Origin of the sequence: Enterobacter sp. RHBSTW-00994 (assembly GCF_013782625.1) — a bacterium.
Taxonomy (GTDB): domain Bacteria; phylum Pseudomonadota; class Gammaproteobacteria; order Enterobacterales; family Enterobacteriaceae; genus Enterobacter.
The window spans coordinates 1199527-1220369 of record NZ_CP056199.1 but is presented as its reverse complement, the minus strand read 5'-3'; the positions used below and the strand labels follow the sequence as shown (position 1 = coordinate 1220369).

21 protein-coding genes are annotated in these 20843 nt (G+C 53.7%); 14 read left to right on the top strand and 7 right to left on the bottom strand.

Features of this window, described 5'->3' with window-relative positions; genetic code table 11:
• The first annotated feature begins 6 nt into the window (after positions 1-6).
• Positions 7-1506 (top strand): FGGY-family carbohydrate kinase, encoded by a 1500-nt coding sequence (locus tag HV346_RS05715; protein WP_181622597.1) that lies wholly within the window; start codon positions 7-9, stop codon positions 1504-1506.
• Between the two features lie 78 nt (positions 1507-1584).
• On the opposite strand, the gene sitD is transcribed toward HV346_RS05715, so the two are convergent.
• Genes sitD through HV346_RS05695 form a run of 4 tightly spaced genes read right to left on the bottom strand, consistent with a single transcriptional unit; the run spans position 1585 to position 5013 of the window.
• The gene (gene sitD / locus HV346_RS05710; protein ID WP_181622596.1) at positions 1585-2427 is read right to left on the bottom strand and encodes an iron/manganese ABC transporter permease subunit SitD; all 843 of its coding nucleotides are present in this window, start codon (positions 2425-2427) and stop codon (positions 1585-1587) included.
• Positions 2424-3281: an iron/manganese ABC transporter permease subunit SitC gene (gene sitC, locus HV346_RS05705; protein WP_181622595.1), complete on the bottom strand. Its 858-nt coding sequence runs from the start codon at positions 3279-3281 to the stop codon at positions 2424-2426. Before sitC ends, sitD begins: the two co-directional genes overlap by 4 nt.
• Positions 3278-4099, bottom strand: a complete 822-nt coding sequence (locus HV346_RS05700; RefSeq protein ID WP_181622594.1) for a manganese/iron ABC transporter ATP-binding protein — start codon at positions 4097-4099, stop codon at positions 3278-3280. Before HV346_RS05700 ends, sitC begins: the two co-directional genes overlap by 4 nt.
• Before the next feature lie 2 nt (positions 4100-4101).
• Entirely contained in the window at positions 4102-5013 is a 912-nt protein-coding gene (locus HV346_RS05695) for a metal ABC transporter substrate-binding protein (RefSeq protein ID WP_181622593.1), read from the bottom strand.
• Between the two features lie 214 nt (positions 5014-5227).
• Between HV346_RS05695 and HV346_RS05690 the strand changes: the two genes are divergently transcribed.
• Genes HV346_RS05690 through tssD form a run of 3 tightly spaced genes read left to right on the top strand, consistent with a single transcriptional unit; the run spans position 5228 to position 6632 of the window.
• Positions 5228-5788, top strand: coding sequence for a type IV secretion protein Rhs (locus HV346_RS05690; RefSeq protein WP_181622592.1), 561 nt, complete (start codon positions 5228-5230; stop codon positions 5786-5788).
• Positions 5785-6141: a putative T6SS immunity periplasmic lipoprotein gene (locus HV346_RS05685; protein ID WP_181622591.1), complete on the top strand. Its 357-nt coding sequence runs from the start codon at positions 5785-5787 to the stop codon at positions 6139-6141. The genes HV346_RS05690 and HV346_RS05685 overlap by 4 nt, the downstream gene beginning before the upstream one ends.
• Positions 6141-6632 (top strand): type VI secretion system tube protein TssD, encoded by a 492-nt coding sequence (gene tssD / locus HV346_RS05680; RefSeq protein ID WP_181622590.1) that lies wholly within the window; start codon positions 6141-6143, stop codon positions 6630-6632. Before HV346_RS05685 ends, tssD begins: the two co-directional genes overlap by 1 nt.
• A 67-nt stretch (positions 6633-6699) precedes the next feature.
• Here the strand turns inward: tssD and HV346_RS05675 are convergent, their stop codons facing one another.
• Positions 6700-7398: a GNAT family protein gene (locus HV346_RS05675; RefSeq protein WP_181622589.1), complete on the bottom strand. Its 699-nt coding sequence runs from the start codon at positions 7396-7398 to the stop codon at positions 6700-6702.
• A gap of 200 nt (positions 7399-7598) precedes the next feature.
• Between HV346_RS05675 and HV346_RS05670 the strand changes: the two genes are divergently transcribed.
• The 6 genes from HV346_RS05670 to HV346_RS05645 all read left to right on the top strand — a co-directional run bounded on the left by HV346_RS05670 (position 7599) and on the right by HV346_RS05645 (position 13476).
• Positions 7599-9167 (top strand): ABC transporter substrate-binding protein, encoded by a 1569-nt coding sequence (locus HV346_RS05670; protein WP_181622588.1) that lies wholly within the window; start codon positions 7599-7601, stop codon positions 9165-9167.
• Between the two features lie 68 nt (positions 9168-9235).
• Positions 9236-10258 (top strand): ABC transporter permease, encoded by a 1023-nt coding sequence (locus HV346_RS05665; protein WP_181622587.1) that lies wholly within the window; start codon positions 9236-9238, stop codon positions 10256-10258.
• A complete protein-coding gene (locus HV346_RS05660; RefSeq protein ID WP_181622586.1) occupies positions 10258-11091 on the top strand; it encodes an ABC transporter permease in 834 nt (277 codons plus the stop codon). The genes HV346_RS05665 and HV346_RS05660 overlap by 1 nt, the downstream gene beginning before the upstream one ends.
• A complete protein-coding gene (locus tag HV346_RS05655) occupies positions 11084-11920 on the top strand; it encodes an ABC transporter ATP-binding protein (RefSeq protein ID WP_181622585.1) in 837 nt (278 codons plus the stop codon). The genes HV346_RS05660 and HV346_RS05655 overlap by 8 nt, the downstream gene beginning before the upstream one ends.
• Positions 11907-12611 (top strand): ABC transporter ATP-binding protein, encoded by a 705-nt coding sequence (locus tag HV346_RS05650; RefSeq protein ID WP_181622584.1) that lies wholly within the window; start codon positions 11907-11909, stop codon positions 12609-12611. Before HV346_RS05655 ends, HV346_RS05650 begins: the two co-directional genes overlap by 14 nt.
• A gap of 409 nt (positions 12612-13020) precedes the next feature.
• Positions 13021-13476, top strand: a complete 456-nt coding sequence (locus HV346_RS05645) for a hypothetical protein (RefSeq protein WP_181622583.1) — start codon at positions 13021-13023, stop codon at positions 13474-13476.
• A 45-nt stretch (positions 13477-13521) separates the two neighbouring features.
• On the opposite strand, the gene HV346_RS05640 is transcribed toward HV346_RS05645, so the two are convergent.
• Positions 13522-13995 (bottom strand): cold shock domain-containing protein, encoded by a 474-nt coding sequence (locus tag HV346_RS05640; protein WP_181622582.1) that lies wholly within the window; start codon positions 13993-13995, stop codon positions 13522-13524.
• Positions 13996-14481: 486 nt separating this feature from the next.
• On the opposite strand from HV346_RS05640, the gene HV346_RS05635 reads away from it, so the two are divergent.
• The 4 genes from HV346_RS05635 to HV346_RS05620 all read left to right on the top strand — a co-directional run bounded on the left by HV346_RS05635 (position 14482) and on the right by HV346_RS05620 (position 17749).
• Positions 14482-14970, top strand: a complete 489-nt coding sequence (locus HV346_RS05635; RefSeq protein WP_181623700.1) for a DinB family protein — start codon at positions 14482-14484, stop codon at positions 14968-14970.
• A gap of 303 nt (positions 14971-15273) precedes the next feature.
• A complete protein-coding gene (locus HV346_RS05630) occupies positions 15274-15720 on the top strand; it encodes a DUF3290 domain-containing protein (RefSeq protein ID WP_181622581.1) in 447 nt (148 codons plus the stop codon).
• Between the two features lie 9 nt (positions 15721-15729).
• On the top strand, positions 15730-16365 hold the full coding sequence (locus tag HV346_RS05625; RefSeq protein WP_181622580.1) for a DUF421 domain-containing protein: 636 nt from the start codon (positions 15730-15732) through the stop codon (positions 16363-16365).
• Between the two features lie 262 nt (positions 16366-16627).
• Complete coding sequence (locus HV346_RS05620) at positions 16628-17749, top strand: YbdK family carboxylate-amine ligase (protein WP_181622579.1); 1122 nt, start codon at positions 16628-16630, stop codon at positions 17747-17749.
• Here the strand turns inward: HV346_RS05620 and HV346_RS05615 are convergent.
• Positions 17739-20834 carry an efflux RND transporter permease subunit gene (locus tag HV346_RS05615; RefSeq protein ID WP_181622578.1) on the bottom strand — a complete coding sequence of 1032 codons (3096 nt, stop codon included), beginning with the start codon at positions 20832-20834 and terminating at the stop codon, positions 17739-17741. The two genes, HV346_RS05620 and HV346_RS05615, sit on opposite strands and share 11 nt — an antisense overlap.
• Positions 20835-20843 lie beyond the last annotated feature (9 nt).

Below are 20843 nucleotides of genomic sequence, written 5' to 3'. Positions count from 1 at the left end.
GCCGCTATGTCGGTGAACAAGGATATTATTATTGCCCTCGACGAGGGCACAACTAACGCCAAAGCCGTTGCTTTTGATGGCAACGGACAGGTGGTTGCCAGCGTCTCACGCGCGTTGAATATCGAGACGCCACGCGAAGGCTGGGTGGAACAGTCGGCAGAACTGTTGCTGGCCGCCTCGCTGGACGTTATCGCCCGTGTCATTGCCGCCGTTGGAGCGCAACGCGTGGCGGCACTGGCGATCAGCAATCAGCGTGAAACTGTGGTGGGATGGTATCGGACAACGGGAAAACCCATTGCTCCGGCCCTGAGCTGGCAATGTTCCCGCACGGCATCGTTTTGCCACGCGCTGCGCGAAAACGGTCATGAACCGCAGATCAAAGCGATTACCGGGTTGCCGGTCGCGCCGCTTTTTTCCGCCTCAAAAATGCGCTGGCTACTGGAGAACACACCGGATGGTTTTGCCCTCGCCGGACGCGGTGAAATCTGTCTCGGCACAGTGGATAGCTGGCTTCTTTGGCAGTTAACGCAAGGGGAAAGCTTTTCCTGCGACGACACCAACGCGGCACGCACCCAGTTGCTGAACCTGCAAACCGCCGACTGGGATAACGATATGCTCGCGCTGTTCGGCATTCCGCGGGAAGCCCTGCCAGCCATCAAACCGTCGAGTGGCCTGTTTGGCTCAACGCGGGGGCTGACGTCGATCCCGGCGGGGATCCCCGTAATGGCCATGATCGGCGATTCTCACGCCGCGTTGTTCGCACACGGGCTGGGGGCTGAAGGCTGCGTAAAGGCGACCTACGGAACGGGTTCATCAGTGATGGCCCCCGTGAGTTCAGCAGAGTGTAACGTTAGCGCACTGGCGACCACCGTAGCCTGGCACGATGGCGACACGCTGGTCTATGGTCTGGAAGGCAATATTCCCCATACCGGGGATGCAGTCGCCTGGATGGCGGACAGCACCGGTCTGAGCGAGCTTCCCCCGGACGAACTGGCGCAGGCACTGAATACCCTGCCGCGTTCGGTAGAGTCCACGCTGGGCGTCTTTTTCGTTCCGGCATTAACCGGCATGGGCGCCCCCTGGTGGGATGAAAATGCGCGTGGGTTGATCCACGGGTTAAGCCGTGGCGTGAAACGCGCACACCTGATCCGCGCCGCGCTGGAGTCCATCACCTATCAGATTGCCGATGTGGTCACCGCCATGCGCGCCCACCAGGGCTTTACACTCAATGCGCTGATGGTCGACGGCGGGCCAACCCAAAATGACTGGCTGATGCAGTATCAGGCCGATCTGCTGGGTTGTCCGGTGATGCGCAGCGACGTGGCAGAGCTTTCCGCCAGCGGCGCTGCTTTGCTGGCGCGTAAGGCATTGTCGAATCTCACCGTTGCACAGCTTCGCCCATATCTGCCGGAACATGTCACGTTCATGCCGGATATGGCGCGGCATAAACGGTTGCAGAAGCGATGGCTGGAGTGGCAGCACGCGGTGGAGTTGGCGCGGAGGTAAACGCGAAATGGCAACGGGCGTTGCCATTTTTAACGTTTGTTCTCGCTTACGTTGGATACAGGGTTCGGGGTAAAGGCATCAGCTCGCCACGCTAACCCTCTCTCTTCGCCTCGCATTCACGCTGGTCACCGCGAAGGTGATAATGAACATCAGGGCAAACAGCACCACAATGGTCGGTGCGGGTGCGCTGTCGAGATAAAACGACAGATAGACGCCGCTCACCGAGACCAGTACCGAGATGGCCACCGCGACCAGCAACGCCATGTGGAAACGTCGGGTCATCAGCACCGCGATGGCGCCGGGAGCAATCAGCAGTGAAATGGACAGAATAATCCCCACCGCCTTTAGCGTCGCCACAATGGTCAGCGAGACCATGCACAACAAACCGTAATGCAACCAGCGGGTGCGCAAGCCGCTCGCCTGTGCCTGCTGATAGTCAAAACAGAACAGCAAAAAATCACGCCACTTCACAGCAATCATCAGCGCAATTCCCCCGGCGACGATACCGCTTTGCAGAATATCGCTCCCGTTAATGCCCAGCATGTCGCCGAACAGAATGTGGTCAAGATGCACCTCGGGTTTGACGGCAATATAGAGGATCAGCCCGGCTGCGAACATGCCGGAAAAGACGATCCCCATGACGGTATCTTGCTTGATCCGGCTGTTGTCTTTCAGGTATCCGGTGGCGACGGCACAAAACAGACCGGCGACAAAGGCGCCCAGCGCCAGCGGCAGGTTCAACATCCAGGCAAGTACAACGCCGGGAAAAACTGCGTGGCTCATCGCGTCGCCCATCAATGCCCACCCTTTCAGCACCAGAAAAACGGACAACAACGCACAAGGTACAGCCACCAGCAACGCAATCAGCAGCGCGTTGTTCATAAACGCAAACTGGAAGGGTTCAAGGAGCAACGTCATCATTCCTGCACCTCCCGCGCATGACGCGCCCGGCGGCGGCTGGCCAGCAGGCCGTGCGTCGGCGCAAACACAAACGCCAGTAAGAACAGCAACGTCTGCGCAACCACGATAATGCCCCCGGTTGCACCGTCCAGATAATAGCTGGCCCACGCCCCGAGGAAGCTGGTGATACTGCCAATCGCCACCGCAATCATCAATAGCCGCGGGAAGCGATCGGTGAGCAGCCATGCGGTCGCGCCGGGCGTCACGACCAGACAGATAACCAGAAAAGCACCGACGGTTTGCAGCGCCGCCACCGTGGAGACCGCCAACAGCGTGAAGAAGAGGATCTTCAGACGCTCAGGGCGTAAGCCGATGGCACGGGCATGGTTCTCGTCAAAAAAGGTCACCATCAGATCCTTCCATTTAACCAGCAGGATAAGGATAGAAACCACGCCGATAATCGTTAGCTGGACAATATCTTCCGGGGCAATCGCCAGAATATTACCCAGCACGATGGTCTGAATATTCACCGATGTCGGGTTAAGCGAGACCATAAACAGCCCCAGGCCAAAAAAGGAGGAGAAGATCAGTCCGATAATGGCGTCTTCTTTCAGGCGACTACGCTGATTAAGAAACAGCATACTGCCTGCTGCCAGCCCACCCGATAAAAACGCCCCGAGCGAGAACGGCAGACCGAGCATATAGGCCCCCGCCACACCAGGTACGATCGAGTGCGAGAGCGCATCGCCAATCAGCGACCAGCCTTTAAGCATCAAATAGCATGAGAGAAAGGCGCACAGTCCCCCCACCATCGCCGAGACCCACATCGCGTTGAGCATGTACTCATAGCTGAAGGGTTCGAGAAGTGCGTTCATTTTGCCCCCCGCCCGGCGTCCGGCTGACGGTGCATCACGAAAGGTCGCTCGTCGTCGGTAATGATGCGGTCTTCAGAGCCACTGAGCACCACGTGGCGCAGCACGCCGCTGAAGGCGCGCTCCAGGTTTTCGGCCGTAAAGGTGCTCTCCGTTGGGCCGCTCGCCAGAACAGTACCTTTGACCATGACCGTGTAATCGCAAAACTCCGTGACCGAGCCCAGGTTGTGGGTCGAGACCAGCATGGTTTTACCCTCGTCACGCAGCTCGCGTAACAGGCTGATAATTCTGGCTTCGGTTTTAACATCCACACCGGTAAACGGCTCATCGAGCAGGATCACCTCGCCCTGCTGGGCAATCGCCCGCGCCAGAAAAATACGCTTCTTCTGCCCGCCAGACAGTTCGCCTATCTGCCGGTGGCGCAACTCGAGCATATCCACACGCCTCAGAGCCTCGGTCACGATACGGCGATCGTTCTCTTTAGGTCGACGCAAAAAACCCATATGTCCGTAGCGCCCCATCATCACCACATCTTCAACCAGCACCGGAAACGACCAGTCAACCTCTTCCGATTGCGGCACGTAGGCGACCAGGTTCTGGCGCAGCGCGCGTTGGGGAGGCATCCCCAGAATGGTGATACGACCACTTGCCGCTCGCACAAACCCCATCACCGCTTTAAACAGCGTGGACTTGCCGGAACCGTTTACTCCCACCAGGGCGGCAATCGAGCCACCCGGCACGCTGAACGAAGCATCGCGCAACGCCGTGTGACCGTTGCGATAGGTCACGGTCACATCGGTTACCACAATCCCCTTGTGCATGGTTACTCCTTCATGCCGTCACGGATCCCCTGCACCAGCGTGCGGGTCGTGACGTTAAGCAGATCGATATAGGTTGGCACGGGTCCGTTTTCTGCACTCAGGGAGTCCACGTATAGCACGCCACCGTAGTGCGTATCCGTCTCGCGTGCCACCTGACGAGCAGGTTTATCGGACACGGTACTTTCACTGAACACGGCCGGTATCTGATGTTTTTTCACCAGGTCAATAACCTTGCGTACCTGCTGCGGTGTACCCTGCTGATCGGCATTTATCGGCCACAGATAAAGCTCTTTCAGCCCTAAATCCCGCGCCAGGTAGGAGAATGCGCCTTCACTGGTCACCATCCAGCGCTTGTCTGCCGGGATCTCTGCCACCTGTTTACGCAGGGGGTCGAGGGTCGCGGTAATTTTCTGCTTGTAGATTTCGGCGTTGCGCTGGTAAGTCTGCGCATTTGTCGGGTCATACTTCACCAGCGCATCGCGGATGTTATCGACATAAATCAGCGCGTTGTCCGGAGACATCCACGCATGCGGGTTAGGCTTGCCGTTATACGGCCCTTCGCTGATCCCCATCGGGCTGATGCCTTGCGTGACAATCACTTCCGGCACGCCGTTGAGATGCTGATAAAAGCGCTGGAACCACAGCTCCAGATTCATACCGTTGGCCAGAATCAACTGCGCTTTCTGTGCGCGTTTGATATCGCCCGGAGTTGGCTGATACTCATGAATTTCCGCGCCTGCCCTGGTAATAGAGGTGACATCCGCGGCCTCTCCCGCCACGTTTTTCGCCATATCCGCAATGACGGTAAAAGTTGTGATGACCTGGAACTTTTCGGCCGCCAGCGCGCCCGTGGTGGTCATGGTCATTAACAACGCGCTGAGCAAAAGACGCTTCAATCCTTGCAGTGGTTGCATCGCAGAAGTCTCCTGATATGGTTAAATTAAAAGCAAAATTAGCCTGTGCTATATTGTATAGCACAGGCTATATTCAAATGAAAATAGTTATCATTAAAGTTATGTCAGCGGCGATCACGAGGGCGCGATTTTTCGGAAAAGTGCTTTCTTCTTTCTCTTTCGGGCACGAGTATGATTTCCGACCAATATCCTTATCAAATAAAAGGAAATTGGAATGCCCGTTAATGAACGTATTCAGCCCACATCGGGAACACCGATTAATCCTGGTGGGATCCGACAACTCACCATCGGAGAAATAGCTCTCGCAAAGACGCTTTACGGTTACAGCATCCGTTATCACCGGGTGTGGGTGCACAGGGAAAGTTATCTCCCCTTTAATCTCCAGCCTGTGAATGTGGCAATGAGTCCGAATGGGGAAATGTGGTTTCGAGAAGACACATATTCGCCTGATTTTTCGTTAGAGGAAGATCTGGCAAAGAAACACATATTTATGCATGAGATGATGCATGTCTGGCAAACACAAAAAGGGATGTTTGTCAGAACAAGGGGATTATTCTCGGGTATTGCTGATTACTCTTATAACTTAGATAAAGCAGATATTTTTCATTATAGCTTAGAGCAGCAGGCATCGATTGTGAGTGACTATTGGTTATTGAAATATAATGGTTTAGAAAACAATCAAATTTTATTGAAGTACCGTGATTTATATCTTAAAGAAACACTATATTATCTTCTTAAAAAATATAAAAACATCTTTAAAGGATTTCCAGGATGAAAAAGATATTTATTATTCTTACCCTGAGCATTCTAATAACTGGTTGCCCGGGGGGAAGTCAAGCCCCCAAAACAAGGTTGACTTTTATTAATGGCAATCACATTTGTTTTAGCATCAATAAAAATGATATTTTGAACTATTACACTATTTACTCGAGTGAAGCACATGAGATTAACATAGTAACGGGTTCTGGATATGAAGAATTAAAAGAATCCTATCCTGACACCTGTTTAGATATAAAATGGAAAGATGGGTATACTTACGTTATTCACTACGGTTTAAATGGCCATAAATATGTTCATCAATTCGATATTGATAAAAATGGAAAACGAATCAATTTAGGAGACTTATAATGTCATTACCCGCTTACTTATTTCTCTACGACGAGAATGGAATGCTTATTCAGGGCAATTGTATGATTCCCGGTCGGGAAGGTGCTATCGAGATAATGAACAGCAGCTATGGTGTGAGGCAACCTGTAGACAGTCATACTGGAAATATGACCGGGACTCGACAACATGGACCCGTTACTCTGCACAAACAAGTAGACAAAGTCAGCCCCTATCTTGCAATTGCCGTTTGCGAGAGTAAACGTCTGCAAAAAGCCATTATCAAATATTATGAAATTGTGGAAGAAGGTCTCGAAACCGAGGTCTACAACATTACGCTTGATAGTGTGGTGGTCTCGTCTGTGGATTTTACTCATGTTTATTATCCGGGCAGTTCTGCACCCAATATGCATGAGGTCGTTGGACTGAGATTTCGAGGCATTCAGTGGAACTATGTGAAGGGCAATATCAGCTATGGCGATGCGTGGATGAAACCCGTACGAAATAACGCATAAACAGAACTCCCTCACTGCGGCCCTCGCCCCTTTGGGACGAGGAATGAAGGCTAAATGCCAGAGTGTTCTACTCCCGAAACGCCTCCAGCTTCTTAAGCTGTCGTCCGTTCCCGTCAAAATTCTCCGCTGCCAGCCAGGCACGCAACTCTGCATCACGCTCTGGCCACTCCTCGTCAATAATAGAAAGCATATCGCTGTCGCGGTTACGGCCTTTACGCACCAGCTTCTGGCGCAGACGCCCTTCCCAGACAAACCCCAGCCGCTCTGCGGCATTCCGCGAGGCGATATTCATCGAGTCGCATTTCCACTCCAGCCGACGGTAGTCATGCGCAAAGCCATTTTTGAGCAACAGCCAGACGGTTTCCGTACCAAGCCAGGTATTTTTCATTTTTCGCGACCAGGTCACATGGCCGATTTCGACCGAGCCCATCAACCGTTCAATCGCCATATAACTCACGATACCCACGGCGCATTCCGTGCGTAAGTCGATGACCGCATAAGGCACAAGCGCATCATCCATTACTTTGCCAAGCAACCAGTGTACTGTCGCTTCCACACTCTCAGGGCGGGTGCTGGCAAGCCAGGTCCAGTCGCTATCGTCCCCCAGTGCATAGGCGTCAAAAAGATCGGCGGCATGGCGTTCTGCATCCAGCGGCTCAAGGCGACAATATTGACCAACAAGTGGCGTTCGGGTTAAAACGCGCGCACCTTTCCAGTCGAGGACGAGGTTATTAACGGTTTGACCATATTGATTGATTTCCGGCACAACGGTGACTCCCTGAAAGGTAAGAGTTTTGTTATAGCAGGTTAAAAAGCAGACGAGAAGAGAGTGGCCTAATAGCCAATATGCATGCTTTATACCTCCATGGCATAAGCAAAGCAGAATTTAAACTTTGAGGAATACGCCTGTCAGCCTAACGTAGCGGGGTATAAAACCATCACAATAATTTTTCTTCAGGGATCGCTATGACTAAGAAACTGCTGCCGTTACTGGTGTTGGCTGCGCTCTCAAGCGCTGTTCACGCCGCGACTCCGCCCAACACGCTGGTTGTCGCACAAGGTCTTGATGACATCGTGAGCCTCGACCCGGCAGAAGCCAACGAGCTTTCCAGTATCCAGACCGTCCCCAGCCTGTATCAGCGTCTGGTTCAGCCAGATCGCGATAACCCGGAAAAAATCACCCCGATTCTGGCGGAAAGCTGGCAAGCCGATGCCGCAGCAAAGACCCTGACCATCAAACTCAAACCCGATGCAAAATTTGCCTCCGGCAACCCCCTGCGTCCGGAAGATGTGATCTTCTCTTATACCCGTGCCGTAACGTTGAATAAATCTCCGGCGTTTATCCTCAACGTGCTGGGTTGGGACGCGGATAACATCGCCAGCCAGTTGAAAAAAGTAGATGACCACACGCTGACGCTGCACTGGACGGCTGATGTCAGCCCGTCGGTGGCGCTGAACATTCTCTCCACGCCAATTGCCTCGATCGTGGACGAAAAGCAGGTCGCCGCAAATGTAAAAGATAACGACTTCGGCAACGCATGGCTGAAAATGCACTCAGCAGGCAGCGGTGCGTTCAAAATGCGTGTCTATCAACCGCATCAGGCCATCGTACTGGAAGCAAACGACACCGCACCTGGCGGCGCACCGAAACTGAAAAGCATCATTATTAAAAACGTCCCCGATCCGGCGTCTCGTCGCCTGCTGATCCAGCAGGGTGATGCGGATGTGGCTCGCGATTTAGGGGCAGACCAGATCAGCGCTCTCGACGGTAAACCCGGCGTGAAGGTGCTGAGCATCCCGTCTGCCGAGCAGAACTATCTGGTGTTCAATACCGGCAACAGTGCCAACCCACTGCTGAATAACCCGGCGTTCTGGGAAGCGTCCCGCTGGCTGGTGGATTATGACGGTATCACCAAAGATCTGCTGAAAGGCCAGTATTTTGTCCACCAAAGCTTCCTGCCTGTCGGTTTGCCGGGCGCGCTGGAGAACAATCCGTTCAAATTTGACCCGGCCAAAGCGAAAGCGATCCTCGCCAAAGCGGGCATCAAAGATGCGCACTTCACGCTGGATGTCGAGAACAAACCGCCGTTCATCACCATCGCCCAGTCGATGCAGGCGAGCTTTGCTCAGGGCGGCGTGAAGGTTGATCTGCTGCCTGCGGCGGGCAGCCAGGTGTATGCCCGCGTGCGTGCAAAACAGCATCAGGCCGCCATTCGTCTGTGGATCCCGGATTACTTCGACGCCCACTCTAACGCCAGCGCCTTCGCGTGGAACGACGGCAAATCCAGCACGGTTGCCGGCCTGAACGGCTGGACAATTCCGGAGTTGAATAAAGCCACACTGGCGGCCGTTGCCGAGCCTGATCCGGCGAAACGTCTGGATCTGTACAAGAAGATGCAGGAAGAGCTGCAGCATAATTCTCCGTATGTCTTCGTCGACCAGGGCAAGACCCAGATTGTGGTACGCGATAACGTGAAGGGATATCAGCAAGGGCTGAATGCAGATATGGTCTGGTACGATCGCGTAACGAAATAGGTTTTACCCCTCTCCTTCAGGGAGAGGGGGCTCGTCCGTGTATTTTATCCAGGAATGAAGAATCATCCATGCCACACCTATCTACCCACGTGACGCGCGTGTTTCAGGGGCTGCTGACCCTGCTGCTCACGCTCTTCGGGCTGTTGCTCGTCACGTTCGCACTTTCTGCATTTTCCCCCGTCGATCGCGTATTGCAGATCGTCGGCGATCACGCCAGCCAGTCGACTTACGATCAGGTCCGCCACCAGCTTGGCCTTGATCAGCCGATTCCTGTTCAGTTCTGGCACTATCTGCAAAGCCTCGCCCACGGCGATTTAGGCACAGCCAGCGCCACCGGACAACCCGTATTGCAGGATCTGCTGCATGCGTTCCCGGCGACGCTGGAGCTGGCCACGCTTGCCCTGATCATTGGCTCCGTCCTGGGGGTTATCGCTGGCGTGCTGTGCGCCCGTTTTGCCGGTTCACCGCTCGATTTAACCATTCGCACCCTGACGTTACTCGGTAACTCTGTCCCGATTTTCTGGCTCGGGCTGCTGATGCTGGCGCTGTTCTACGCGAAACTCCAGTGGAGTGCAGGCCCTGGCAGGCTGGATGATGTCTGGCAATTTACCGTTGAACCCCGCACCGGCTTTGCCCTGATTGATACCTGGCTTTCCGGCGACCGCGACGCATTCAGAAACGCCATCAGTCATCTGGTTCTGCCGGTATTGCTGCTGGCTTATTACTCGCTGGCCAGCATCACCCGCCTTACCCGTTCGGCCTGTCTGAGCGAGATGAACAAAGAGTACATTTTGCTCGCCCGTGCCAAGGGCGCTGGAGAGATGACCATCCTGCTGCGTCACGTCCTGCCGAACATTCGCAGTACCTTGCTGACCGTGATCGCCCTGGCCTACACCAGCATGCTGGAAGGCGCTGTGTTAACAGAAACCGTCTTCTCCTGGCCGGGCATCGGACGCTATCTCACGACCGCACTTTTTGCTGGCGACACAACGGCGGTGATGGGCGGGACGTTACTCATTGGCGTCTGTTTTGTGCTGATCAATAACCTTACTGACCTGCTCGTGCGGGCAACCGATCCCAGGGTGCGCTAATGCCGTTTTATCTCTTTTTACGCCGCCTGCGCCGCTCTCCTGCCGCGTGTTGCGGGTTGATTGCCATCGCACTTCTGGTGTTCATTGCCCTGTTTGCTCCCTGGCTTGCACCGCGAGATCCTAACTGGCAGGACGCTGCCGCCCGTCTGCAAGCCCCCAACGGCCAGCACTGGCTGGGTACTGACAGCTACGGGCGCGACCTGCTCTCCCGACTGCTTTACGGCAGCCGCCCGGCACTGGGGCTGGTGGCCTTAGTCACGGTGATCACCTTGCCCGCGGGTCTGCTGGTCGGGGTTTTGTCCGGCTATTACGGCGGGTGGCTGGAGCGCGTGCTGATGCGCTTTACTGACGTCGTGATGTCAATGCCACGCCTGATCCTCGCCTTTGCGTTTGTCGCCATGCTCGGGCCGGGCCTGGTCAACGGCGCGCTGGCGCTGGCCTTAACCACCTGGCCCGCCTATGCGCGTCAGGCTCGCAGTGAGATTCAGCGTCTGCGTCACAGCGATTACCTGGCCGCTGCCGGGATGATGGGCATTCGCGGTTTCAGGCTGCTTTTCGGCCATATTCTTCCGCTGTGCCTGCCGTCCGCAATAGTGCGCCTGGCGCTCGATCTGGCCGGGATTATTCTGGCTGCTGCCGGGCTGGGCTTCCTCGGTCTCGGCGCGCGTCCGCCCATGGCTGAATGGGGCGCAATGATTGCCGACGGCATGCAGGTGATTTTCGACCAGTGGTGGATTGCCGCCATTCCGGGCGGCGCCATTCTGTTTGCCAGCCTGGCATTTAACCTGCTGGGCGATGGCCTGCGCGACGTACTGGAGCCGCAACATGACTGAACACCGCGTCATCGTCGATGCGCTGAATATCGACTACCCCGCCGCCCGCGTGGTCAGCAACCTGAGCTTTACGCTGGGCAACGAGCGTCTGGCACTGGTCGGGGAATCTGGCTCCGGCAAATCCATGTCTGCCCGTGCGCTGATGGGCCTGGTGCGTAAACCGGGTATCGTCACTGCCCGCCAGCTTAATGTGCTGGGCAATGACCTGCAGACCCTCAACAACCGCCGCTGGCAGGCACTTCGCGGCAACGGTATTGCGATGGTGCTTCAGGACCCGCGCTATGCGCTCAATCCGGTGAAAAATGTCGCGGCGCAGCTTGATGAGGCCCTGACGCTGCATCAGTCCCTGCCCCGTTCGGAACGTCTTGCACGCATTCACGACATCATCCGCGCCGTGGGGCTGGCCGGGCAGGTGCTGACGCGTTATCCCAGCGAACTTTCTGGCGGCATGGGGCAACGTGTGATGATTGCCATTGCGCTGATCAATAACCCACAGGTTCTGATTGCTGATGAGCCCACTTCTGCGCTGGACGCACGTCTGCGCAACCAGATCCTCGACCTGCTGGTACAACAGTGTGAAGAACGCCAGATGGCGATGCTGCTGATCAGCCATGACTTGCCGCTGGTCGCCGAACATTGCGACCGCGTACTGGTGATGTATCAGGGCGAGAAGGTTGATGAAATGGCGGCAAACCAGTTGCCACAGGCAACCCATCCGTATACGCGCACGCTATGGACTTGCCGCCCAAATGCCAACACCTTTGGGCAGATGTTGCCGACCCTCGACCGCTCTCAGCCGTGGCAGGAGGCGAACAATGGCACTCGTTGAAGTCAATCAGCTCCAGGTCAGTTTCGGAGAGAAAACCGCGGTTTCAGCCGCCAGTTTTACCATCGGGAAAGGGGAAACCTTTAGCCTTATCGGCGAATCCGGTTGTGGTAAATCAACAATTCTGCGCGTGCTGGCGGGTTTACAGCGTGAGTGGCGCGGCAACATTGCCGTGCTGGGCGAGCGCCTGCAACAAGGTCAGCGTTTTGCAGGCCCGCTTCGCCGCAACGTGCAGATGGTGTTTCAGGATCCATGGGCGTCGCTGCACCCGAACCACACCATTTCACGTACCCTGTCGGAACCATTGAAAATTCACCGCGAGACGCAGATCCCAGAAAAAGTGGCGGATGCATTGCAGCAGGTCGGTTTGTCGACCGACGCGGGGAAGCGTTACCCGCACCAGCTTTCCGGCGGTCAGCGGCAGCGTGTGGCCATTGCCCGTGCGCTGCTGTTGCGCCCGCAGGTTCTGCTGCTGGATGAACCAACGTCGGCGCTGGATATGTCCGTGCAGGCGGAGATCCTCAACCTGCTGAACCGTCTGAAACAGCAACACGACATGACCTATCTTCTGGTGAGCCACGATGCCGATGTGATTGCGCATATGTCTGACCGGGCGGCGTTTATGGCGCATGGGACGATCCAGCAGGTGTTTGACCGGAAGGCTATGCTCCGGGGTGAGCACCGGATGGGGTAAGTTTGTGCCCGGCGGACGACACTTGCACGGGCTTACGGTTCTTATCGCAGGATTTTTTGTCGGCCGGGTTAGGCGTCACCGCCATCCGGCAAAGACTTTCTGGAAGACGCCTCGCAAACCCGCAAGTAACCCAGTGTAATTCAGGGTTGTCTCTTTTCTTCCCCATTTCCCCACCGTAAAGTTCCTGCGTTGCGGCACATCCGCAACCGGGCGTAGGAACCCGTACACTATGACACGAGAATTATTTTGTCGCGGCAGCGCTCACCCCGTTAAAATATGGTCGCGCTGGCGGAGCAACCGAAAGGTTGGCCGTTTTGTCGTGTGCGGTATTCCTACCTCCGTCAGCGCTACCACCCATGAGCGTAGGAACTTATGGGGTGGTCGGATTTTTATTTAAAAGGAATATCACATGACAACAATGCCTGGATTGTCTTACGCGCTCTCTGAAGAAAGCGCTATCCACCATCTCATTACCCTGCCGCTTCCCGACTCTGCGGATCTTTTCGAACTGGCCGATGCCTGCGCTGCGTTTGTCTGCGTACTGGTCGAAACCGACGATGCCGAAACACACGCCACCCTGTGTGAACGGTTGCAGCATGCGCTCAACCGACTGCGCACGCTTTGCGATACTGAACTTCCCCCGCATCTAATTGCACAATTGATTGAAGGTGAACGCGTGACGTCCTATGTCCCGGATTGCTGGCAGGAAACGGCATTACAAGTGGATTACGCGCTGGCGTTAACGCGGGCCATTCAGGGCAGAACGCTCCCTCCCAACGTGGCGAAAGATCTCACGGGGCTGCTGCATGATATGGTCTGGTTGCTGGCGGAGTTTGTGAAGGAGCCGTACATTACGGCGCACTAAAGCGGGTAAAAGAAGCCGACATTCTGTGGGAATGTCGGCATTGCGTTATTTCAACAGCTTCACTGTGGCATCGATGTCGATCTCATCTTCCGAGAAGATCAGCGTCGTATTCTGGAACGTGGTGATCGCCAGTTTCTTCACCGTGCGCATTTCACCCGGTTTTTTATCCGATTTCGGTTTGATGTTGTTCATCAGAAGCCCGACTGAGAGCACCGCATTCTCTTTATCGATCCCGGAATCCGCAGGTACTTCCTCGCTGAACACCACGAACGATTTGATCGACGTGAGCTTCACGCGCTCGCCCGCGATATAAAGGTGCTTGCTTTCCGGGATCACCTTCACCGCATACGCGGAAAGGCCTTTGTTGTTCGTGGTCGGCTCAAACGTCACCGCTGCATCTTTCTTGATCAGATCAGGGTTCGCGACCTTAATCACATGAAAATAGCGATTGTCACCGTTTTCATCTTTGATAAATCCAAAACCTTTATCTTTAAACCACGTTGTGATTGTACCGTTCATCGCTGTTACCGCCTGTGTATCCAATCGTTTGTTGACTTAATTTTTGCAGGGCGGAGTGTAAAACACAATGGGGGTTGGGGGCGAGCGGTTTGGAGGGGATACAGGGATCGAGGAGCGAATTTAACCGTGGTATGTTAAGTCTCCCCCATGACTGAAAATCTTAAAAAGGATGTCACTTCCAGTGAAAGAAAACCATTGCCAGACCTGCCACCTGCCTATGAGTAAAATACCAGGCACACTGAATTTAGATTGTGGCGGTGATTGCTTAAATTGCATGGCCTGGCATGGTGATCCAGACGCAATCGACGTTGTTGAGAGGCTGACTGGCGAGAACGTTAATATCCGTGGACGTTCATATCGATCCAATGAGATTTGAGCGAGGAAGCTGACGCAAGCCGTTAAACGAATGCCTTAGAAAAAATGAAACGCGGCTTAAAGACAGGCATTATTGGTATGTTATCGGGACAGGAAAATCTGGGGGAAATTTTGGACAAGAACACAATAGTTACACTGTTGAAGTACAAGCGCTGGATTGATTCAGAAACGCTAAAAGCCATCAAAGGTATTAGTGAATCCGCTTCTGCTGAAAAACGTCACCTGATGCTAAGGCTGATGAATCATATTTATGTCGTTGACATGATTTTCAGAGCAAACATGTCGGGACAGCAGCATGGCTACATAGCATTAAATACTCCAGACACCCCCTCTGTAGACGAGCTTGATGTTAAAATGGCCGACAGTACGGAGTGGTATATTCAGCACGTTAAATCAATTAGCCCGGACGATTTAACAAAAATCATCACGTTCCGTTTTGTCGATGGAGGGGCAGGAGAAATGACGGCCATAGATATGCTAAATCATATGCTTTTTCATGGGACCTATCATCGCGGAGCCGTAGGCTGGTTACTTTCTGAGTGTGGAAGCATTCCTCCGAAAGATGTGCTGACAGTCTTCCTGAGGGATCATAATCACTAACAGAGACCGTTCTTCGACTCATCTTATGGCTGGCGGCTTTGACAGCCGCTATGAGCGAGAGGCAGACCTTATACACCTTTACGCACTTGAGTCTTTAATTACGCTGTTAGTGGCAAATTCGGGGGCTTTTCGAATGAACGTCCTCCCATCGCCAGATACTTAATCCATCAGTACTCCATTCTTCACCTTAAAAAACCATGACAAATCTCAGTTGATAACTGATAATTATTAGTTGTTAAGTAATGTCATAACGAATTACTATAATAAAAGTTAGGATCTTCAGAATTATGGAGTTATATAGGCATGAGATTTTATGGAATTGATTATCTACAAACACAATCTAATATCAATGATTATTTAAAATACATCATTATATTTAGTACTTTATTTATCCTGATCGTTGTTTTTAGCCTGTATATGCGCCATCGCTTGCAAACTAAATATCGGGACTTAACGATCATCGCCTTCTTATTTTTACTCTTCATTTCGGGGGTTCAGTATGCTGATTATACCGATAGCCAAAATATACACTCCCAATCATCACAAATGGTTAACTTTGTACGGTTGTTATCAAAAGAAAAAGAAGTAAGTATAAACTCTATCTTTTCCAACTCTGTACAACTCTCGGATGGTATTATCGTTAAAATCAATGACTTTTATTACCGTGTCAACTTAAACGCGGATCAAAAAACGTACAACCTGGTAGAGGTTTCGTTAGTAAACCCAGAAATAGAAATCATGAAAAACTGAGGGATATAAATGATCATTTACACGCCTATTATTATAAAGTTGGGATTGGGGATACTGTGTTTAATTGTTCAAATAAATCTCATGGGAAAAGGAAATCTGGCGCCCTCATCCGCAATGGATCAGGTTCAAAACTATGTGCTGGGGGGAATTATCGGTGGCGTAATCTACAATGAATCGATAACAGTACTACAATTTGTTCTGGTGCTGATTATATGGACCTTACTTGTCTTTGCTCTTAAGTTTTTAAAAGAGAACAATCGGTTAGTTAAAAGAATCATTGATGGGAAACCCATTACTTTGGTACATAATGGCAGCGTTAATGTTAAGGAGTGTTTACGAAATGGTGTTTCTGCAAATGATTTGATGTTCAAGTTAAGAGCAAATGGTATTTATGAAGTAGAACAACTAAAACGCGTAGTTCTCGAACAAAACGGGCAGTTAACGATAATACAAAGTGGTGATGAAAATATACGCTATCCAATTATCGTGGATGGTTTAGCCAACCATGACCTTCTCGAAATTATTAACAAGGATAGTGACTGGTTAGAAGGTGAAGTTACAAAGCAAGGCTTCAATAAAATCAGTGAAGTATATTTAGGTGAGTATTTATCGGGTAGAATAAATTTATACGGATATGAAAAATAATATCCAAAATAAATCCCCTCACACTTAGTGCGCAATTCATAACATTGATTTTTTAAACACTTTATTATCAGGAGGCAGCCATTTCAGGTGTGCCTCTGTCCAGGATACTAACATCAACGTCCCCTTCTGGCACTTAACAGGCAACTGCGATCTGCTATGAGTAAGGAGCAGAAGTGGAGTATAAAAACGCATCTCCCCTCTCGGGAAAAGAAGAACGCCTCCGTTGTCTATACTCAATTCATCCCCGTCAACGGAGCGCCTCATGCCTTTACCCGACTTCCATTCTTCTGAACCTTTCACCCTTGGCATTGAGCTGGAACTACAGGTGGTTAATCCGCCGGGGTACGATCTAAGCCAGGACTCTTCCGCCCTCATCGCTGCCGTTAAAGGCGACATCAAAGCCGGTGAAGTGAAGCATGACATCACCCAAAGCATGCTCGAAATCGCGACAGGCGTCTGTCAGAACATCGACCAGGCTGCCGCACAGTTTTCAGTGATACAGCAACGTATTCTGCGCGCAGCGGCGGCGCAGCATATCCAGATTTGCGGTGGCGGGACGCATCCGTTTCAGAAATGGCAGCGCCAGGAGGTGTGTGATGACGAACGCTACAACATCACGCTGGAGCGCTTTGGCTATCTGATTTTGCAGGCAACGGTATTCGGCCAGCATGTCCACATTGGCTGCCGAAATGGGGATGACGCAATCTACCTGCTACACGGTCTCTCCCGTTTTGTGCCACACTTTGTTGCTCTGGCGGCGACATCGCCTTATATGCAGGGGACAGATACCCGGTTTGCCTCATCCCGGCTCAATATTTTCTCGGGATTTCCGGATAACGGGCAAATGCCGTGGGTGAGCAACTGGCAGGAATTTGAAGGGTTGTTCCGCCACCTGAGCGCCACCCGTATGATAGACAGCATTAAGGATCTGCACTGGGACATTCGTCCTGGCCCGCATTTCGGTACGGTAGAAGTCCGGGTGATGGATACCCCGCTAACGCTTGCTCAGGCCATTAACATCGCCGGACTGATTCAGGCAACATCGCACTGGCTGCTGACGGAGCGGCCTTACAAACATCAGGCGCAAGATTTTCTGCTCTACCGTTTTAACCGCTTTCAGGCCTGTCGTTACGGCCTGGATGGCATTCTGACGGACGTCAATACCGGGGAACAAAAGACTATCGCAGAAGATATCGCGTGGTTGCTGGAGCGCGTCGCCCCGTCAGCCGAAAAACAAGGTGCGACGAGCGCGATAACGGAAATTGCCCTGATGTTAAAACAGGGCAAAAGTGAGTCGCAGCGAATGCGAGATTTCATTAATGACGGCGGTTCGCTGACCTCGCTGGTACAAAAACAGTGTGAACGGTGGGCCACTAGTCCGTAAGCCGATGTCCCCACTCACGTAAACGCTGGAACAGTACAAACAGCGCCGGAATAAACACAATCCCGACAACGGTCGCCACCAGCATGCCGCTGAACACCGTCGTACCAATAATGCGACGGCTCTGCGCTCCCGCACCGGTTGCCAGCATCATCGGTAACACGCCGATGATAAAGGAAACAGCGGTCATCATTACCGCGCGGAAACGACGTGACGCCCCCTCGCGGGCAGCATCAACAATCGCCATCCCTTCATTGCGCCGCGCACGGGCAAACTCGACAATAAGGATCGCGTTCTTGGCCGCGAGGGCTATCAGCAACACCAGGCCAATCTGCACGTATACGTCGTTAGCGTACCCGGCAATCCACAACCAGACCAGCGCCCCACCGATGGCAAACAGGACTGACAGCATCACGCTTGCCGGAAGCGTCCAGCTCTCGTACTGCGCCACAAGGAACAGCCACGCCATTACCACCGCCGCAAGCACGATCCAGACAGCCTGGTTGCCGGTCTGCTGCTCCTGATACGACATACCGCTCCAGGCGTAGTCATAACCCGCAGGCAGGTTCTCCGCCAGGAGTTCACCCATCACCGCCATCGCGGTACTGCTGCTCACCCCTTCAGCAGCCGATCCACTGACCGACACGGACGGGAACTGGTTGTACTGTTGCAGGAACGGCGCACCTACGGTTGGCGTAATGGTGACAAGGTTGCTCAGACGCACCCGCTCGCCGCTGTTGCTCCGCACGTATAAATCGCTGATTTGCTCAGCGCGCTCACGCCACTGCATCTCGTTTTGCATCACAACGTGGTAAACACGGTTGTTGACGCTAAAATCCCCTGCACGTGTGCCGCCGAACGCAGTTTGCAGGCTGCTGAAGATGCGGGAAACGGGCACATCAAGCTTTGCGGCACGCTCACGATCCACGGTGAGTGTCAACTGCGGCACGTTGCTGCTCCAGGTGGTAAAGACGCGGTTAAGCTGCGGATGCTGATTGGCTTTAAGCAAAATAGTCCGGGTAATCTGCTCCAGTTCCGCCGGGCTTTGCCCCGCTTGCGCCTGAATACGTAGATCAAACCCGGAGGCATTCCCCAGACCGGGCAATGTCGGTGGTGCAAACGTCATAATGGTGGCTTCCGGCAAGGCGAAAAGCTGACGCTGCAACGTGCCCATTACCTCGTCCAGCGGCGGACGCTCGCTCCAGTCTTTCAGCATCACCGAAATAAACCCACCGTTCGACGCACTCGTCCCGTTGAGAAGATTAAAACCGGAAACCTGAATCACATCGTCAACTGCCGGGTTCGCGGCTATAAGCGCACGCGCGGTAGCCATCACCGCTTCGGTACGCTCCAGGGACGCGGCCTCCGGCAACTGCACACTGGCAAAGAAGTAACCCTGATCTTCCTGAGGCAGGAAGCCTTTCGGCATCGACATGAAGCTGAAGGCAACAACGGCAGCCGCAACGCACGTCGCGGCTAGCGCCACCAAGGGCCGCAGGTTGAAGCGGTTCACCAGCCGGGTGTAGGCCTCACGCGTCGCATCAAGCCCACGGTTAAAGCCACGAAATATCGCCGCCGGATATCCGGTTCGCGGGCGAAGCAGTAAAGCACACAGCGCAGGGGTCAGCGTCAGCGCCACCAGGCTTGAAAGAGTGACGGCGGTAGAGAGTGTCACCGCAAACTGACGGTACAACTCCCCGACAATCCCTGGTAGCAACGCCACCGGCACAAATACCGCCAGTAATACCAGCGTGGTGGCGATCACCGGCCCGGCAATCTGGCGCAGTGCGTTGGCCGTGGCCTCTGTACGGCTTTGCCCCTCCGCCATCAATGTTTCGACGTTTTCGACGACAACGATCGCATCGTCCACCACCATGGTGAGCGCCAGAATAATCGCAAACAGGCTAAGCGTGTTGGCGGAATACCCCAGCGTATAGAGCACCGCAAACGTGCCGATAAGTGAAACCGGGATCGCCAGTGCGACAATCAACGTCGCACGCCAGCTTTGCAGGAACAGGGAAACCACCACCACCACGGCGAGCATCGTGAGTGCCAGCGAAACACCAATCTCTTTGATGGTCGCGGCCACAAAACGCGTGGTATCAAATTTCACTTCATACGTTAAATCGTTCGGGAAGCGTTTCGCCAGATGCTCAAGCTCGCCGCGCACCGCTTCCGCCACGCGCAGAGCATTGGCGGTTGGCGTAGGGTAAATCCCAAGATAGGCGGAATCGTGGCCATTAAGCTGCGCTCCAGAGCTGTAACTGCGTGAGCCCAGCTCAATGGTCGCAACATCGTGCAGGCGCACCAGTTGCCCCTGCTCACCCGCGCGGATGATGATATCGGCGAAATCCGCAACCTGATTGAGTCGGCCCAGCCCGTTGATGGTCAGGGTCTGCTGCTGGCCGTTAAAGACCGGTGGCGTTCCAATCTGCCCGGCCGCGCCTTGCACATTTTGCTCACGCAGCGCCAGGGCGATGTCATCGGTAGTAATATTCAGGGCGTTCATGCGATCGGGACGCAGCCAGATACGCATACTGTAATCGCGAGCACCAAACATCTGAACTTGTCCGACGCCCGGCAGACGTGCCAGCGCCTCTCGCACCTGGGTGCTGGCGTAATTACTCACAAACAGCGGCGAGTGGGTGCTATCCGGTGAGTAAAGGCTCACCCCCATCATCAGATTACTGGCTCGCTTGCGCACCTGTACACCATTTTGCTGTGCGTCGGCAGGCAGTTGCGCGACGGCCTGCGCCACACGGTTTTGCACATCAATCGCGGCAAGGTCCGGGTCCGTTCCGGCAGCAAACGTGATACTCAGGCTATATGCGCCTTCATCAGAACTTGTCGACTCCATATAGAGCATGTGGTCCACGCCGTTAAGCTGTGTCTCCAGTGGCGTGGCGATGGCCTCCGCCACGTCGGCAGAGCTTGCACCAGGCCAGCTGGCACTGACGTTTACCACTGGCGGAGTGATCTGCGGGTACTGCTCCACCGGAATCAGCTTCAGGGCAATCGCCCCCAGCAGCGTGACCACCAGGGCAATCACCATCGCGAAACGTGGGCGTTTGATAAAAAAGGTCAGCATAGCGGCTCC

Coding starts and splice junctions, on each gene's coding strand:
- HV346_RS05715 (WP_181622597.1), top strand. CDS start 7: ATGTCGGTGAACAAGGATATTATTATTGCCCTCGACGAGGGCACAACT.
- sitD (WP_181622596.1), bottom strand. CDS start 2,427: ATGATGACGTTGCTCCTTGAACCCTTCCAGTTTGCGTTTATGAACAAC.
- sitC (WP_181622595.1), bottom strand. CDS start 3,281: ATGAACGCACTTCTCGAACCCTTCAGCTATGAGTACATGCTCAACGCG.
- HV346_RS05700 (WP_181622594.1), bottom strand. CDS start 4,099: ATGCACAAGGGGATTGTGGTAACCGATGTGACCGTGACCTATCGCAAC.
- HV346_RS05695 (WP_181622593.1), bottom strand. CDS start 5,013: ATGCAACCACTGCAAGGATTGAAGCGTCTTTTGCTCAGCGCGTTGTTA.
- HV346_RS05690 (WP_181622592.1), top strand. CDS start 5,228: ATGCCCGTTAATGAACGTATTCAGCCCACATCGGGAACACCGATTAAT.
- HV346_RS05685 (WP_181622591.1), top strand. CDS start 5,785: ATGAAAAAGATATTTATTATTCTTACCCTGAGCATTCTAATAACTGGT.
- tssD (WP_181622590.1), top strand. CDS start 6,141: ATGTCATTACCCGCTTACTTATTTCTCTACGACGAGAATGGAATGCTT.
- HV346_RS05670 (WP_181622588.1), top strand. CDS start 7,599: ATGACTAAGAAACTGCTGCCGTTACTGGTGTTGGCTGCGCTCTCAAGC.
- HV346_RS05665 (WP_181622587.1), top strand. CDS start 9,236: ATGCCACACCTATCTACCCACGTGACGCGCGTGTTTCAGGGGCTGCTG.
- HV346_RS05660 (WP_181622586.1), top strand. CDS start 10,258: ATGCCGTTTTATCTCTTTTTACGCCGCCTGCGCCGCTCTCCTGCCGCG.
- HV346_RS05655 (WP_181622585.1), top strand. CDS start 11,084: ATGACTGAACACCGCGTCATCGTCGATGCGCTGAATATCGACTACCCC.
- HV346_RS05650 (WP_181622584.1), top strand. CDS start 11,907: ATGGCACTCGTTGAAGTCAATCAGCTCCAGGTCAGTTTCGGAGAGAAA.
- HV346_RS05645 (WP_181622583.1), top strand. CDS start 13,021: ATGACAACAATGCCTGGATTGTCTTACGCGCTCTCTGAAGAAAGCGCT.
- HV346_RS05640 (WP_181622582.1), bottom strand. CDS start 13,995: ATGAACGGTACAATCACAACGTGGTTTAAAGATAAAGGTTTTGGATTT.
- HV346_RS05630 (WP_181622581.1), top strand. CDS start 15,274: ATGAGATTTTATGGAATTGATTATCTACAAACACAATCTAATATCAAT.
- HV346_RS05625 (WP_181622580.1), top strand. CDS start 15,730: ATGATCATTTACACGCCTATTATTATAAAGTTGGGATTGGGGATACTG.
- HV346_RS05620 (WP_181622579.1), top strand. CDS start 16,628: ATGCCTTTACCCGACTTCCATTCTTCTGAACCTTTCACCCTTGGCATT.
- HV346_RS05615 (WP_181622578.1), bottom strand. CDS start 20,834: ATGCTGACCTTTTTTATCAAACGCCCACGTTTCGCGATGGTGATTGCC.